At 63.1% G+C, this 15507-nt stretch carries 18 protein-coding genes; 12 read left to right on the top strand and 6 right to left on the bottom strand.

The window, feature by feature from the left end:
- Positions 1–259: 259 nt before the first annotated feature.
- The gene (locus ACE03M_RS15980) at positions 260–973 is read right to left on the bottom strand and encodes a hypothetical protein (protein ID WP_485935013.1); all 714 of its coding nucleotides are present in this window, start codon (positions 971–973) and stop codon (positions 260–262) included.
- Positions 974–1242: 269 nt separating this feature from the next.
- Here ACE03M_RS15980 and ACE03M_RS15975 point away from each other — a divergent pair, with 269 nt between their 5' ends.
- From ACE03M_RS15975 to ACE03M_RS15955, 5 genes are all read left to right on the top strand, one after another.
- Complete coding sequence (locus ACE03M_RS15975; protein ID WP_143922764.1) at positions 1243–2070, top strand: enoyl-CoA hydratase-related protein; 828 nt, start codon at positions 1243–1245, stop codon at positions 2068–2070.
- Between the two features lie 46 nt (positions 2071–2116).
- Positions 2117–3262, top strand: coding sequence for an acyl-CoA dehydrogenase family protein (locus ACE03M_RS15970; protein WP_485935012.1), 1146 nt, complete (start codon positions 2117–2119; stop codon positions 3260–3262).
- Between the two features lie 82 nt (positions 3263–3344).
- Entirely contained in the window at positions 3345–4091 is a 747-nt protein-coding gene (locus ACE03M_RS15965) for an SDR family NAD(P)-dependent oxidoreductase (protein ID WP_143922762.1), read from the top strand.
- 69 nt (positions 4092–4160) lie between these two features.
- On the top strand, positions 4161–5858 hold the full coding sequence (locus tag ACE03M_RS15960; protein ID WP_143922761.1) for an AMP-binding protein: 1698 nt from the start codon (positions 4161–4163) through the stop codon (positions 5856–5858).
- Positions 5848–6498, top strand: coding sequence for a TetR/AcrR family transcriptional regulator (locus ACE03M_RS15955; RefSeq protein ID WP_186293077.1), 651 nt, complete (start codon positions 5848–5850; stop codon positions 6496–6498). Before ACE03M_RS15960 ends, ACE03M_RS15955 begins: the two co-directional genes overlap by 11 nt.
- A 33-nt stretch (positions 6499–6531) precedes the next feature.
- Here ACE03M_RS15955 and ACE03M_RS15950 read toward each other — a convergent pair whose 3' ends face one another.
- Positions 6532–7311 (bottom strand): pyrimidine reductase family protein, encoded by a 780-nt coding sequence (locus ACE03M_RS15950; protein WP_485935010.1) that lies wholly within the window; start codon positions 7309–7311, stop codon positions 6532–6534.
- Positions 7304–7480 (bottom strand): hypothetical protein, encoded by a 177-nt coding sequence (locus ACE03M_RS15945; protein ID WP_485935009.1) that lies wholly within the window; start codon positions 7478–7480, stop codon positions 7304–7306. Before ACE03M_RS15945 ends, ACE03M_RS15950 begins: the two co-directional genes overlap by 8 nt.
- A gap of 229 nt (positions 7481–7709) precedes the next feature.
- Between ACE03M_RS15945 and ACE03M_RS15940 the strand changes: the two genes are divergently transcribed.
- The 3 genes from ACE03M_RS15940 (at position 7710) to ACE03M_RS15930 (ending at position 8730) form a co-directional block, all read left to right on the top strand.
- Entirely contained in the window at positions 7710–8075 is a 366-nt protein-coding gene (locus ACE03M_RS15940; protein WP_485935008.1) for a DUF488 domain-containing protein, read from the top strand.
- Positions 8076–8137: 62 nt separating this feature from the next.
- Positions 8138–8323, top strand: coding sequence for a hypothetical protein (locus ACE03M_RS15935; RefSeq protein ID WP_485935007.1), 186 nt, complete (start codon positions 8138–8140; stop codon positions 8321–8323).
- A gap of 50 nt (positions 8324–8373) precedes the next feature.
- Entirely contained in the window at positions 8374–8730 is a 357-nt protein-coding gene (locus ACE03M_RS15930; protein ID WP_485935005.1) for a VOC family protein, read from the top strand.
- Between the two features lie 68 nt (positions 8731–8798).
- Here the strand turns inward: ACE03M_RS15930 and ACE03M_RS15925 are convergent, their stop codons facing one another.
- Complete coding sequence (locus tag ACE03M_RS15925; protein ID WP_485935004.1) at positions 8799–9068, bottom strand: DUF5808 domain-containing protein; 270 nt, start codon at positions 9066–9068, stop codon at positions 8799–8801.
- Between the two features lie 148 nt (positions 9069–9216).
- Between ACE03M_RS15925 and ACE03M_RS15920 the strand changes: the two genes are divergently transcribed.
- Positions 9217–9861 carry a TetR/AcrR family transcriptional regulator gene (locus tag ACE03M_RS15920; protein WP_485935003.1) on the top strand — a complete coding sequence of 215 codons (645 nt, stop codon included), beginning with the start codon at positions 9217–9219 and terminating at the stop codon, positions 9859–9861.
- Entirely contained in the window at positions 9858–11105 is a 1248-nt protein-coding gene (locus ACE03M_RS15915) for a Cmx/CmrA family chloramphenicol efflux MFS transporter (protein WP_485935001.1), read from the top strand. The genes ACE03M_RS15920 and ACE03M_RS15915 overlap by 4 nt, the downstream gene beginning before the upstream one ends.
- Before the next feature lie 196 nt (positions 11106–11301).
- Here ACE03M_RS15915 and ACE03M_RS15910 read toward each other — a convergent pair whose 3' ends face one another.
- On the bottom strand, positions 11302–11901 hold the full coding sequence (locus tag ACE03M_RS15910; protein ID WP_485934999.1) for a dihydrofolate reductase family protein: 600 nt from the start codon (positions 11899–11901) through the stop codon (positions 11302–11304).
- Between the two features lie 47 nt (positions 11902–11948).
- Complete coding sequence (locus ACE03M_RS15905) at positions 11949–12479, bottom strand: winged helix-turn-helix transcriptional regulator (protein WP_092105102.1); 531 nt, start codon at positions 12477–12479, stop codon at positions 11949–11951.
- A gap of 76 nt (positions 12480–12555) precedes the next feature.
- Between ACE03M_RS15905 and ACE03M_RS15900 the strand changes: the two genes are divergently transcribed.
- Positions 12556–13902, top strand: coding sequence for an MFS transporter (locus ACE03M_RS15900; RefSeq protein ID WP_485934997.1), 1347 nt, complete (start codon positions 12556–12558; stop codon positions 13900–13902).
- 136 nt (positions 13903–14038) lie between these two features.
- Positions 14039–15412 (top strand): NAD-dependent succinate-semialdehyde dehydrogenase, encoded by a 1374-nt coding sequence (locus ACE03M_RS15895; RefSeq protein ID WP_143922752.1) that lies wholly within the window; start codon positions 14039–14041, stop codon positions 15410–15412.
- Positions 15413–15507 lie beyond the last annotated feature (95 nt).

Here is a 15507-nt window from a genome sequence, read left to right as displayed (position 1 = left end):
CTCTGACGCCCATGGAGTAGTCCCGGCGACGGAGCCGGCCCTCCGACGAAGCACCAGGCCCAGGATCTGGGCCTGGGCCCGGGCCTGGGCCTGGGCCTGGGCCTGCACAAACGCTACAGCCTGCGGTGCGATCTGTTCGTCAATAGTGACTGGCCACGGGCTTCGGTCAGCCGATTACTGTCCGCAATCGGTTTTCACTGTCTATAAACGTTCGCCGTAGAACGACCTGGCGACCGTTTGCGGACAGCAAATCGGCGTTTCACGCACGCTCACCGTGAACGGCAACGAGTGCCCACAGGCCGAACGCTAGGAGCACGAATCCGGAGACGATCCCGCTGAAGATGGGGATGAGTGCTGGGATCGAGGCGAAGAAGGCGATGAAGCCGGCAATGCCGCACAGGGTGACGACCGTGGCGAGAATATGGAACCGGTCGAGTTTGAACACGTGGCCCAGAGCATAGAAGTGGGTGCCGACGACGAACGCCACCCAGGCCACGCCGAGTTCTGGATGTCCTAAACCGCTCAGCAGGCGCGTGCCGCCGAAGAGCGCCAGTGCTTCGATCCCGACGATGATCCAGTAGCTGCGTCCGAAGGGAACGGTCCGACGCGGCCCGGCCGCAGCCTGCCCCTCGGCGGTCTTGGTTGACTCGGTTGACTCAGCGGTCGCGGTTGACTCAGCGGTCGCGGGTGACTGGGCGTGCTGGGCGGACTCAGCGTGCCCGGCGGAATCGGCGGAATCGGCGGACGCAGCGGAGGAGACCTGGGCGCGCTTCATGCGGCTCAGTGAACGAATCGCGAAGAACACGATGACGGCGAAGGCCGCAATCCCCGTGACGAGTACGAGGCTACGGCTCAGGGTCGAAAACGATGCGCTGTTGATGATGAGGAACACCAAACCGAATGCTCCGCCGATGAGGGAGCCGACCTCCGCACCGGCAGCCGGTTGCGGTCGGGTCTTACGGGGTTGAGTCATCACTGCCCTCTCGAGTGTGCACGGATACCACGGGAATACGAGGATCGGTTCTACGCTCACATTCTCGCACTCCGCACCGGATGTTCCGGTGAACCCGCAGAAACGATGGAGATTCACGATTCCGACTGCAGCACTCAGACTTCCGACCTCACCGACTCAAGGGTATTGACCTTCGCGATGAACTGGTGTTCACTTAGGGTGAACGTTGATTCATCTTCTTTCGGGATCGGTTGCCGCCGCCCGAAGGACACCAGCTTGAGGAGGCAAAGATGCCAGCTACACACGGATCCGCGGCCGCTGCGCAGGAGTTCGCCGACATCCTCTACGAGGTCGAGGAATCCTATGCGGTCATCACCATCAACCGCCCAGAGTCGTTCAACTCCTTCCGCTCACAGACAGTCGACGAGCTCATCGAGGCGCTGACTCTGGCCTGGGGCGATAATCAAGTCCGCTCGATCATCCTCACCGGTGCCGGGCAGAAGGCATTCTGTGCCGGAGGGGACGTCAAGCAGAAAGCGAAGACCGGCGACTACGGCCCTAGCCGCTACGGGATGTTCCGCATCTCTGAACTCCACAAGACCATGCGATCCGTGCCGAAACCCATCATCGCCGCCGTCAACGGCGTCGCCGTCGGCGGGGGCAATGTCCTCAACACGCTGTGCGACATCACGATTGCCGCCTCCCATGCCCGGTTCGGCCAGGCCGGACCCAAGGTCGGATCCTTCGACGCCGGCTACGGCACGGCGTTCCTAGCCCGAGTCGTGGGCGAGAAGCGGGCACGCGAGATGTGGTACTTCTGCGAACTCATCGACGCCCGGAAGGCCGAGATGTGGGGCTTGGCCAATGAGATCGTCGAAGCCGACCAGCTCATACCCCGAGCCAAGGAACGAGCCCGAGCACTGGGTCTCAAAGCGCCGACGGCCCTGCGCTTCCTCAAGCAGTCGTTCAATGCCGACTCCGAGATGCAGACCGGTTTCACCAATCTGGCAATGAGCGCCCTCGACCTGTACGCGCACTCACCCGAGTCACATGAGGGCGCTGCCGCCTTCGCCGAGAAGCGCGATCCCGACTTCAGCAGCTTCGACAACGCGTACTGAACCACAGGCAAGAAGGCGGACCAGCCCACCAGAACAGAGGATCACAGTGGACTTCGCAATCACCCCAGAGACCCAGTCGCTGCTCGACACTGCAGCGGCCTTCGAGGAGCGCCTCATCTCCGAGGCACGTGACCGGGAGAATGCCGGAAAGATCGGCACCGATCTGACACTGGAGATGGGCAGCGCCGGTCTCATCGCCCCGGAACTCTCGCCCCACCTCGGCGGGCAGGGCCAGACGAAGGTGACCGCGGGACTGGTCACCGAGGCGATTGCTCGCGGCGACCTCAACGTGGCGTATTTGCAGGTGGTGGGCTCATTGATGGGTCAGGTCATCGCGCGGAACGCGAGCGCCGAGGTGGCCGAACACTATTGCCGCCTCATCACCTCCGGTGCCGAAACAGTGGCCATCGGCCTCTCCGAGCCCGACGCCGGCTCGGATGCCGGCAATCCCCAGAGCACCGCCAAGCGTGACGGTGGGGATTGGATCATCAACGGCACGAAATCGATGTCACTGGCGCTGACCTCGACGGCCACGGTCATCTTCGCGAGGACCGATCCGAACGCGAAACGAGGCAAGGGCATCTCCGCCTTCCTCGTCGACCTCGACACCCCGGGAGTCGTCCGCACCCCGATCACCGATATGGGACAGCCCGCGGTGGCCCGTGGCTCGGTGGACTTCACCGATGTCAGGGTTCCGGGCGATCACCTCCTCGGCGCGGAGGGAGCAGCGTTCTCCCAGGTCATGCAGGGCTTCGACTTCTCCCGTGCTCTCATCGGCCTGCAGTGCACGGGCAGTGCCACCCGAGCGATCGAGGACGCCTGGGACTATGTGAAGGGCCGGGAGGCATTCGACCAGCCGCTGTCGAAGTTCCAGGGCGTCTCATTTCCCCTCGCCGAGGCGGAGACGAAGATGACCGCCGCCAGGCTGCTGTGTCTGAACACCCTGTGGCTCGGTGACGAAGGCCTGCCCCACACCTCGCAGGCGGCGATGTGCAAGTGGTGGGCTCCCCTGGAGTCCTATCACGCCATCCATCAATGTCTTCTTCTGCACGGCCAGAACGGCTACAAGCAGGATCGTGACGTGGAGAAGCGTCTCCGGGACGTGCTCGGCATGCAGATCGGGGACGGAACCGCACAGATCATGAAACTCGTCATCGCCAGGGAGTCGGCCGGGCGTGCCTTCGCCCCCTGACCAGCACACATCTTGGCCAGCACACATTCGACAAAGGCAGCTGACCAGCACATCTGAGCACCATCCGAAGGGACCACACATCATGTCTGCACTGGACAATCGCATCATCATCGTCACCGGCGCCGCCTCGGGGATCGGCAAAGGCATCGCCACCCGCCTGGCCGCAGACGGAGCCACCGTCGTCGTCGCCGACCTCGACGCGACGAAGTCACAGGAAACCGCCTCGGCGCTGGGAAATGATTCCATCGGCGTCGCCGTCGATGTCACCGATCGGGCCAAGGTCGATGCCATGACCACCCAGGTGATAGAGACGTTCGGCCGCATCGACGTCCTCGTCAACAATGCCGGCTGGGACAAGGTCGAACCCTTCATGGACTCGACAGCCGAGACCTGGGACCGAGTCATCGCGATCAACCTGATCGGCACCCTCAACTGCACGCAGTCGGTCGCCTCCCACATGATCGCCGCCGAATCCGGGGCTGTGATCAGCATCGGCTCCGATGCCGGACGCGTGGGCTCGAGCGGTGAGGCCGTGTACTCCGCGGCCAAGGGCGGCATCATCTCCTTCTCCAAGACCTTCGCCCGCGAGGTCGCACGGCACAACATCACCTCCAACTGCGTGTGCCCGGGACCGGCCGACACTCCGCTGTTCGCTGAGATCTCCGAGGACAACCCGAAGCTGCGCACCGCACTGGAGAAGGCGATCCCCATGCGCCGCCTGGCACAGCCCGACGATCTGGCGAATGCCGTCGCCTTCTTCGCCAGTCCCGAATCCACCTACGTCACGGGTCAGACGCTCTCCGTCTCCGGCGGACTCACCATGGCCTGACCCTCTCCCACCGATTCACCTCAACGATCCACAACCACCGGCACGAGACCAGCGCAAAGGAGCCCTGACATGCCAACCCGATTCGACACGATCCTCACCGACACCCTTATCGACAAGCACACCTCGACAGGTGCCTGGAAGAACAAGACGCTGCTCGATCATCTGGACCGTTGGACGAGCGAGACTCCCGATTCGGTCGTGTCTCGAGACCCCTACGGAAGCCACACATACCGACAGCTCTCCGCCGACGCCGAGGCGTGTGCCAGAGCCCTCGTCGACCTCGGTGTGCAACCGGGTGAGGTGGTGGGCATCCACCTGCCCAATTGGTACGAATGGTTGGTCATCCACCTCGGTGCCCTCAAGGCGGGGGCGGTCACGAACGGTCTCATCCCGATCTACCGCGACCGCGAGATCGGATACATGGCGAAGAAGGCCGCAGTCACGGTTCTCTTCGTCCCCAACCGGTTCCGCAGATTCGACTACCCGGATATGGTCGACCGCCTCAGGGACAAACTGCCTGATCTGCGGCATACGATCGTCCTCGACGCCCCCGGAGAAGATCCATTCACCTCCCGCGAGGGCTTCGAACGATGGACGGACTTCCTGGATCGCGGCACGGGAAGCTCACCGGGGTCAGCTGGTTCGTCAGGACCGGCCGCGGCAGCGGCGAGCATCGACTGGGAGACGCGGAGGCCCGATCCCAATGATGTCGGTCTGATCCTCTTCACCTCAGGGACGACAGGTGACCCCAAGGGGGTCATGCACACACACAATTCGGTGCTCTCCGCGTCACTGCCCTGGCCCGATCGCTTGGGCCTCGGGAACGGCTCCGTCATCCACATGGCCTCGACCTTCGGCCATCTCACCGGGTACATGTACGGAGTCTGCCTACCGCTGCTCATCGGCGGGAGCGGTGTGTTCCAGGATGTCTGGAACGGCGAGGAGTTCGCGCGACTGATCGAAGAGTTCGGCATCGAGCACACTTCGGGCGCCACCCCATTCCTGCACGATCTCATCGAGGCCGCCAAGACCACGGATCGTGATCTCTCGAGTCTCAGACACTTCTGCTGCATGGGCGCTCCGATTCCACGCGTCATGGTCCACGAGGCCAAGGAGCTGCTCCCCAACCTCAACGTCTTCGGCGGTTGGGGGCAGACCGAATGCGGACTGGTCACCATGACCGCCCCCGGCGATTCCGATGACAAGGTCACGAGCACAGACGGTCGTGCGCTCGGCGATATGCAGGTGCGTATCGTCGATCCGCTCGGCGAACCGGTCCCCGCCGGAACCGAGGGAAAGGTGCAGGTCAAGGGCCCGTTCCTGTTCGTCGGGTATCTCAGCGAACCGAAGCTCACCGACGAAGCCTTCGACGGCGACTGGCTGGACACCGGCGATATCGCAGAGATGGACGGTGAGGGCTTCATCAAGATCGGCGGTCGATCGAAGGACATCATCATCCGCGGTGGAGAGAACATTCCCGTCGCCTACGTCGAGAACATCTTGTACGAGCACCCCGCCATCTCCCAAGTGGCGATAGTGGCGGTGCCCCACCCTCGCCTGCAGGAGATCGCGTGTGCCGTGGTCACACTGCGAGAAGGCCACACGTTCACCATGGATGACCTGCGCGAATTCTTCGCCTCCAAGGGCGTGACCAAACACTATTGGCCGGAGACCCTGCAGTGCCTCGATGAGTTCCCGCGGACCCCGAGCGGTAAGATTCAGAAGTTCAAGCTGCGGGAGGAAGTGGTCAGCAGACATGACAAGTGAGACTCATGACGTCAACGCCGTAGTTCGCGGTGCTCGCGCGGAATTCCGTGAGAAGCAGATCGTCGATGCCGCCGTCCGCCTCATGCAGACGAAGGGCTCACATGCCGTGTCGATGCAGGCGATCGCCAAATCTGCCGGTGTCAGCGTCGGACTGCTGTACAAGTACTTCTCAGATCGGGAGCAGATCGTGCTGGCCGCGATCACCCGGGTTCTCGAGGACTTCCGGCTGCGCGTGCCGGCGGTGATCGAGGCGACCGAGGATCCCGTGCATCGGATCATTGCGGCTTTCACCGAGTTCTGTCAGGTCGTCGATGATCATCGTCAGGCCGTCGTCCTGACCTATCAGACGTCCAGGTCGCTCTCACGCGCCGGACTGGCGTCCATCCAGTCCCAGGAGCTGGCCACACTGCAGCCGCTCATCGATGTCGTCGCCGAGGCTGCCGACAAGGGTGACCTGCACGAGGTCGATGCGAGTACGCTCGGACACAACCTCATGACGCTGGCTCATATGTGGGCCCTCAAGCACTGGTACTTCCAGCAGACGCAGGTCAGTCTCGGCCAGTACATCGACCGGCAGGTTCGCACCGTGGTGCTGAGCAACCTCAGCGATAGCGCGCGGAAGAGAGTGAAGCTGAACTAGCGTCCGCTGCTCCCGTGGTGTCTCAGCTCGCCTCTACCGACCTGCAGGTTGGTAGAGCAGATAGAGAAATCCGTCGTCGGTGCCGTAGAGGGTCTTCAGCTCGAGTTCGACCGGCGGATCGAACTGGGCACCGCGCAGGATCCTCGTCTCGGTCCCGGCGACCAGAGTCGGGCTGCGGGTCAGACACAGTTCGTCGACGTCTCCTGCCTCCAGCAGGTCGGTGAACAGCTGGGGTCCGCCCTCGCACACGATCCTGGCGAATCCACGCGACCGGAGTTCAGCGATCGCCGCGCTCAGGTCCACCGACGATTGACCGGTCACGATCACCTCGGCGACCTCAGCAGCCTGTGCACGTGCCTGAGTGGGTGCGTCTGCGCAGGTGATGAGCATGGTCCGGGCAGAGCGGGAAGCCTCGGTGAACAGCGAGGCTGAGAAATCGAGATCCAGACTGTGTGAGACCACCGCCATCGGTGCCGTGGGGCTGCGGTTCTCACGCAGATGCCGCCATTGCGCATCGTCCTCGGCGGGACCGTAGACCTCGGTCCTGGCAGTGCCGGCGCCGACGAGGATGACATCTGCCGATGCCCGGTTGAGGGCGAACAGCTGCTTGTCGATGTCATTGCCCAGACCTCCGGCGTGACCGGCGATGGTCCCGGCCCCGTCGACCGAGGCCACGAACACTGCGCGCACCCACTGGTCGACATCCTCGGGGAAGGCGAAGGCCTCAGGCAGAGTCACCGTCGCCAGTGGTGCGGGGAACAGCCTGTTCACGTTCGAGGCGTCGGCTGGTGCGTCGGCTGGTGCGTCACCCATCAACAGCACATCTGCGCACGAGTCCGCTGACATCACCGAGGAAGTCCTTGACCTCAGCTTCCGCGCCCGGGTGGACGTCGACGACGAGGAAGATCGCGAAGGGGGCAGGCAGACCCAGAATGTGCCGCGGGGTCCTCCCGTTCGGAAGCGCCGTGTTCTGTACCGTCACGCCGTCATCTCCTCGGTCGCACGAATGATCATCGAGGTGAACTGCGCCATCGCAATGGTGCTTGACTGGTCAGTATACGCCCCCTGTGACAACGGTCGGCAACCTTCTGACAACGGGAGATATCCGTTTTCGACAACCGCGAACGTGCCCCTTGCCGCGCACTTCGTCTGTTCTACACTGGGGTCAGGATGACAGCACTGAGGCCAGCACGACAGCATGGAGGCCGCTCATGACGCAGAAGCATCAGGTACAGGTTCGGCGGGCCTACGACGACCCGGCTCACAACGATGGCACTCGGATCCTCGTCGACCGGATGTGGCCACGCGGAGTGAGCAAGGACAAGGCCGAACTCGACGACTGGCTCAAGGAACTGGCTCCTTCGAGTGATCTGCGCAAGTGGTACTCCCACGATCCCGATAAGTTCGAGGAGTTCTCGCGGCGCTACCGCGACGAGCTCAAGGACGATGACCATGCCGCGGCGCTCGAGCAGCTCAAGGAGTACGCGAAGAAGGGCAAACTGACCCTCATCACGGCTTCGAAGCGCGACGACATCAGCGACGCGACGGTGCTCAAACAAGTTCTGGATAGGAAATAAGTCTCCGGCAGTCGCAGCTGCGACACGGCTGGAACCACACCACAACCGGACAGGGACATGACGTGAGCGAAACAGAGCCAGAGGGCACCGAGCCCAATACCGATGTCCAGCGCGGCATCGAACCGGACACACGGGATTGGGCTGATGTACTCGAGGCCGGGTGCGCCGAGTGCGAGTTCACGGTGACCTCGCTGACCCGCTATGGGTTTCACGAACTCAAGCACCACTTGCAGGATGTCGGTGCCTGAAGCAGCATAGGTCCATTCACAGTCGACTATGGACACATTAGTCTGTGGACATGGGACTGGAATGGGAACAGCTCGTCGTCGATGCCCACGATCCGCATGTGCTCGGCCACTGGTGGGCGGAGGCTCTCGGATGGATTGTCATCTATGAGGACGAGGACGAAGTGGAGATCAGAGCCGAGGAACACTCCCTCCCAGGCCTTCTCTTCGGAGTCGACCCGGAGACCAAGACCGTGAAGAATCGCCTTCACCTCGACTTCCGTCCCGAAAACCAGTCCGCCGAAGTGGATCGACTCCTCGGACTCGGCGCCCACCGAGCCGATGTGGGCCAGACCGAGGACGAACCCTGGGTTGTCCTGGCCGATCCGGAAGGCAACGAGTTCTGCGTACTCTCATCACGCAGAAAGTAGTGCGTGGGCGCAGCGCAGGAATCTATTGGACCCTGTCTGCCCGACGCCTTCGGTGCCCGAACTCCTCTTCAGAAGAAGACGCCCCACACCAGTACCGCGATGACGACGAGGAGTAACAGCAGCGACCATGGACTCCCGAAGTTGAGCGACCATCCGATGCCGACACGCTTCGGAATTAAGAATGAAGGGTCCCGAGGACAGAAGTAGAAGATTCCGAGCTTCCAGTTCGCATCATCATCGCGAAGCTGCTTCCTGCGTTCCTTGCCCACTGGGCTCATACGTGTTCCCTTCTTCACCGCGGACAGCTCGCTCGGGCATCCCACTCGAAATAGTGCCATCGTTCCTTGCCGTCACGCTACACCTGTTGTCAGCGTCCAGCGATGTCAGAACAGCCCAGAACGCGCTCCGAAAGTTTATTGGACAGAACTGTCCAAAATACTCTAGGCTCGCACCACGGGCAGGAAGAAGACCTTCGACGAGCAGACGGTGATCAAGGCCGCCATCGCCGTCTTCAGCGAACACGGTTACACCGGCACCGACGTCGGCCTGGTCTGCGAACGTGCGAACATCGGCCGCTCAAGCTTCTACAACACCTTCGACAGCCTCGATGCCCTGTTTCTGCGGGCACTGCGCGAATACACAGGTTCCGGAACCTCGCTTCGTGAGGAGCTGCGCACAGGAACAGCACCGGCTCCGACGCTCATCATGCACCGCCTCGGCGGGGAACTGGCCAAACAGTGCGAGGACGATAAGCGAATCGGATGCCTGTCGGCCAACACCGCAGCCGAACTCGGACGCGACGTCGACGCGGTGTGCACGATCCTCGATCCCGACCGCCGGGCCTGGCTGGAGACTTACAGCATCGTCCTCGAGCGCGGACAGGTCGAGGGCCACATCCGCCCCGATGTCGACACGAAAGTGCACGCGGAGCTCATTCACAGCGTCCTCGCCGGTTTGAGGATCGCTGCTCGGGTCATGCCTGCTGACAACGTCCAGGCTCAGGCGAGCGCGTTCATCGAAGCACTGTGCACACCCGAGGGAATCACAGCGCTTCACAACCACACGGCACCCCACACATATGACGGCAAAGCGCCCGGACATCTCATCTCTACCGAAGGCAGCGCACAGTGACGACTTCGACTCAGGCAAGAGTCCGTGTCCCAGCTCAGGTCTACCTTCTGGCAGCAGTGATCTTCTGCCTCGGCACCAGCGAGTTCATGATCGCCGGAATCCTCGAGCCCATCAGTGCGGATCTGCAGGTCAGCATCCCACAGGCCGGCTTGCTCATCACCGGATTCGCGGTGGGGATGATCGGTGGGGCACCGGCCATGGCGCTGCTGACGCTCAAGCTTCCCCGTCGGGCCACGATGATCATCTCGATCATTGCGTTCTCCGCACTGCACATCTTGGCCGCGCTGTCGCCGAGCTATTCGATCCTCATGGTCACACGCGTCCTGGCGGCCATCGCCTGCGGAGGGTTCTGGGCAGTGGCCGCTGTCCATACGACGCGCATCGCCCCCGCCGAGGTGCATGGTCGTGCCCTGGCCAGCCTCGTCGGCGGGCTGACCGTTGCCAACCTCGTGGGCGTGCCCTTGGGCACCTGGGTGGGTACGCAGTACGGATGGCGAGCGACCTTCTGGGCCGTCGCCATCGTCACCGCACTCGCCGCGGTCCTCATCGCGCTCACAGTTCGGAACCCGGCGCATGAAGACACCGAGTCAAGCCAGCACCTGCCCACTCTCCTCAAGGCCGAGCTCGCAGCGTTCAAGGGCCCACGAATCTGGCTGGCACTGGCAACGACCGCACTCTTCCAAGCCTCGGTCTTCGCCGCATTCTCATATTTCTCGCCGCTGCTCACCCGGGTGGCGGGTATCTCCCACGACCAGGTCCCCGGAGTCCTGGCTGCCTTCGGCATCGGTGCCTTCATCGGAGTCGTCGTGGGCGGACGCTTCGCCGATAGGAACATCTTCGGCAACATCATCGGCAGCCTCGTTGCCCTGGCACTGAGTCTCTTCGCTCTGTGGCTGGTGGCCGATACCGGCTGGGCGGCGATCGTCATGATCGTCCTCATCGGTGCCAGCGGCTTCTCGATTGCTGGGGCGCTCAATGCCCGGGTATTCCAGATCGCCACACAGGCGCCGACCCTGGCGGCCAGCGTGAATACCTCGGCGTTCAACGTCGGCAATGCCGTCGGGCCTGCCCTCGGCGCCGCAGTCATCGCATTCGGATGGGGGTTCAAGGCTCCCGTCGTCGTCGCGATCGTCCTCGCGCTGGCCTCCCTCGTTGTCGTCGCGGCTGCGATCCGAGTCGAACGGGTCTGGACAGCTCGTACCGGTGTCGCGACCCCCGAAGAATCCTCAGACGCTGTCGCCTGACGCCTCAGATTCGGAGTACTCCCGGAACAGCTCCTGAAGCCGATCGGTCATGAAGCGGCAATACGCCTCCAGCGACAGACAAATTGCCGCTATCCCGGCCACTGGCACGACAGCTGCCTATGTCTCAACTACTCAACCAACCACGGTGCACATCACCCCGGACGGGTCTTGAGTCAGCACAGCCGACGACCGTCCGTCAGCCGTCCCCGGCCCGCTCGAACCGCAACAAGGTCATTCCGCCGGGAAACGCTCGCACCTCGGTGTTCGTCCAGATCTCCGTGTTGAGGTCGGACTCAGAGCCCCACAGCGGCACACCCGTGCCGAGGGTGACAGGACCGAGTTTGATGATGAGCTCATCGATCTCCGAACGCAGGCTCGAGGCCAGCGTTCCGCCGCCGACGAGCCAGATGTCCTTGCCCTGCTCACCCTTGAGATCGCGGATCCGTCCTATGGGATCATCGCTGATGATTTCGACAGCGGACTCCGGGTAGGCCCCGAGCGTCGAAGAGACGACGAGATGCCGCAGGTGAGGGTAGGCGTCGGGCAGTCCTGCGGCCAGGCCGAGTTCGAAGGACCGGCGTCCCTCGATGACTGTGTCGAAGTGGAGTCCCGGGCCCGCAATTCCCATCGCGTCTCTGGCTGGTCCGGGCAGGGTTTCGGGATACTCGGTGCGAATGAAGTCGATGTAGTCATCGGTGATGGGCCACCATCCGCTGGGGTCGCCGCCATCTGGGCCGGCGATGAAGCCGTCGTTTGAGAGTGCGACGAAGTACTTCAGTCTGCGGTGCTGGGGCATCGTTGCTCCTCGGCGTCTCTGAATCAGTTCGGCGTTTCTGCATCAGTCTAGACCAGCGTCCCCGCGGGCTGGAGCTTCTCACGGGTGCCTTTCTGTCCTCCCTGCCCCTCGCCGCCCTTCTCGACCTTCCAGGGCTTGACCCAGGTCATCGCCTCGGACACGAGGACTTCGCCGCAGGAGCTGCAGACTTCACCCTGGGTCGTCTCCTGCCCGCAGGTGTCGTGGATCATCGGCATGTGTGCGCCGCCGGTCGGCATAGTGGTGTGCTTCTCGCCCCAGACCACGAGCTGCTGAAGGATCGGCAGCAGATCGGCCGCGGCCTCAGTGGCGGCGTAGCCCTGACGGGTGCGTGCCCCATCCTGATAGTCGACTCTCTCCAACAGACCGGCCTCGACCATCGAGTGCAGACGTCTGCTGAGGACCGCCTCGGAGATCCGCAGATTCTCGCGCAGTGTGTCGAAGCGTCCGTGTCCGTGGAGCACGTCGCGGACGATGAGCAGCACCCAGGGATCGCCGAGCACGTCGAGAGAGCGCCCGACGGGGCAGAGCGCCTCGGACCAGTCGGATCTCAACGCCATGAGCGTTACCTTTCTTCAGAGAAGTCTGGTTATACTGCCTCCAGTATAACTTCTTTCAAGAAAGTATGAGGGATCGATGTCGACCACTCCAGTGGGTCCCCCTGGCGCCAAGACGAGCAAGCGTCGCCGCATCCACCCCGCCTGGTGGGTGGCCGCAGTCGCGTTCCTCGCACTGCTCGCCGCGGCAGGTTTCCGGGCAGCCCCGGGCGCGCTCATGATCCCGCTCCACAATGACTTCGGCTGGTCGATGAGCGTCATGTCCCTGGCAGTCAGCGTCAATCTCATCCTCTACGGGCTCACGGCTCCATTCGCCGCGGCACTCATGGATCGCTTCGGAATCCGCCAGATCGTGGCGCTTGCTCTCATCCTCGTCGCAGCGGGCGCCGGGGGCAGCGTGATCATGACCGCCTCGTGGCAGCTGCTCGTCTTCTGGGGGCTGCTCATCGGGCTGGGTACTGGGTCGATGGCCATGGTCTTCGCCGCAACCATCGCCAATCGGTGGTTCATCCGCCGCCGAGGACTGGTCATGGGCGTACTCACCGCCGGCTCGGCCACCGGCCAGCTGATCTTCCTGCCTCCTGTCGCCGCGATCGCGGAGTCGACGGGGTGGCGTCCGGCTTCTCTGCTCATCGCGGCAGCGGCTCTCGTGGCCGTGCCGGTCGTGTGGCTCGTCCTCCGCGACCGTCCAGAGGACCGCGGTGTCCTGCCCTATGGCGCCGATCCCGAGACCTATATGCCCGACGAGCGGCCCACAGGCGGAGCCGCCAAGCGCGCCTTCGCCGGCCTGGCCTTCGCTGCTCGAAATCGATCGTTCTGGGCTCTGGCCATTGCGTTCGCCATCTGCGGGGCGACGACCAACGGTCTCATCGGCATTCACTTCATCCCGTCCGCACACGACCACGGCATGCCGACAACCACAGCGGCGGGCCTGCTTGCGGTCGTCGGGATCTTCGATATCGCCGGAACCGTGTTCTCCGGGTGGCTGACCGACAAATTCGACCCGCGCATCCTTCTGCTCACCTACTACACCTTCCGCGGCGTCGGACTCCTGCTCCTGCCCTGGCTGCTCTCGGACATCGTGCATCCGTCCATGGTGCTCTTCATCGTCATCTACGGCCTCGACTGGGTCGCGACCGTTCCGCCCACCTCGGCGCTGTGTCGTGAGCTCTTCGGCGATCGAGGCACGATCGTCTTCGGCTGGGTCTTCGCAGCGCACCAGCTCGGCGCCGCGGCTGCAGCCTTCGGCGCCGGTGTCATCCGCGATGTCTTCGGCGAATACACCTATGCCTGGTGGGGCGGGGCCGTGATGTGCGCTGTCGCTGCCGCCCTGTCATTCGCGGTCAGACGCAATCGTCAGGCACGTGAGAGGACGATCGTTCCCGCCGAGGCGGCTGCTCAGGTGACAGCGTCGACCGAGGACTGAGCCACACCCGTTTCATGCGAAGTCGGGTCCCCACAGTTCGACGCGATTGCCCTCTTGTCTCACGATGGAGAGGGAATTGCCGGGCCTTTCCGCGTGTTGTCATACTTAGGTGAATCTATTCACGAGAGGACGTCCTATGAGCAAGTTCGCAGTGACAAACGCCAACACCGGTGAGGTTGAGGAAGAGTTCGCTTCCGTCACGAAGGAAGAGATCCCCGGTTACATCGATCGTGCCCACGAGGCTCACCTTTCGTGGAAGGAGACGCCGCTCCATGAGCGCGCGACGATCCTCCGGAAGTTCGCCGACCTCGTCGATGCCAATGCCGACGAGATGACCGACATCATCGGCCGCGAGATGGGCAAGGTCAAGAAGCAGGGCCTCGGTGAGGTGGACAAGGTTGCTCGCACGGCACGGTGGATGGCCGACAACGCCGCCACCCACCTGGCACCCACACACCTCGCAGCAGCGGGTGCGGCCAGCAGCTACGTCCGCCACCAGCCGCTGGGCGTTCTGCTGGGCATCATGCCGTGGAACTTCCCCTATAACCAGATCGCCCGCTTCGTGCTGCCCAACCTCATGGTCGGCAACGCGATCATCATGAAGCAGGCCTCGATCTGCCCGAAGTCCTCGCAGTACTTCGAAGATCTCCTCACCGAGGCGGGTCTGCCCAAGGGCGTGTACCAGAACATCTACCTCGACAGCTCCCACGCCGAGGAGGTCCTCAAGGACTTCCGCGTCAAAGGCTTCTCCCTCACGGGCTCCGAGGGAGCAGGTGCCTCCGTGGCCTCTATCGCTGCGAAGTACTATAAGCGCGCCGTCCTCGAGCTCGGCGGCAACGACCCCGCTGTCGTCCTCGATTCGAAGGACGTGCCGGCTGTGGCCAAGAAGCTCGTGGGCCTGCGTCTGGCGAACGCCGGTCAGGTCTGCACCTCGCCGAAGCGCATGATCGTCGTCGATGATCTCTATGACGAGTTCCTCGCCGAGGCCGTCAAGGCCGCCGAGGCGACGAAGGTCTCGACCTTCGACGACCCGGATGTCGGCATGGGCCCTGTCTCCTCCGAGGGTGCACTTGATGAGATCGTCGCCATGATCGACAAGGCTGTGTCCGATGGTGCCACTCTGCACACCGGTGGCAAGAAGCTCGACCGCCCTGGTTGGTTCATGTCGCCGGCAGTCATCTCCGACATCGACCCGAAGTCGGACCTCGGCTGCAATGAGCTCTTCGGTCCCGCGGTCATGATCTACCGGGCCAAGGACGAAGAGGATGCGCTGCGTCTGGCCAATGACACCGAATACGGGCTCATGAGCTCGGTGTGGACCGATGACCTCGAAAAGGGAGAGGAATTCGGCGCCAAGATCAACGCAGGAATGACTCTCATCAACGGACACATGGAATCGGGACCGGAGTACCCGTTCGGCGGCATCAACCGCTCAGGCTACGGTCGCGAGAACGCTCAGTGGGCTTTCCAGGCCTTCACGAATGAGCACCTGATCCGCGTTCACGCCTGAAACTGAGAGACCAGGGCCTGAGCTCCAGGCCTTGGTCTTCGACTCAGACACACGGATAAGAGCACAGACGAAGATCCCGCCGACAGCGTCCATAT

Source organism: Brevibacterium sp. AGC70, from assembly GCF_057334195.1.
Note: the sequence above shows the minus strand (reverse complement) of the source record. Positions and strands in the feature narration are given on the sequence as shown.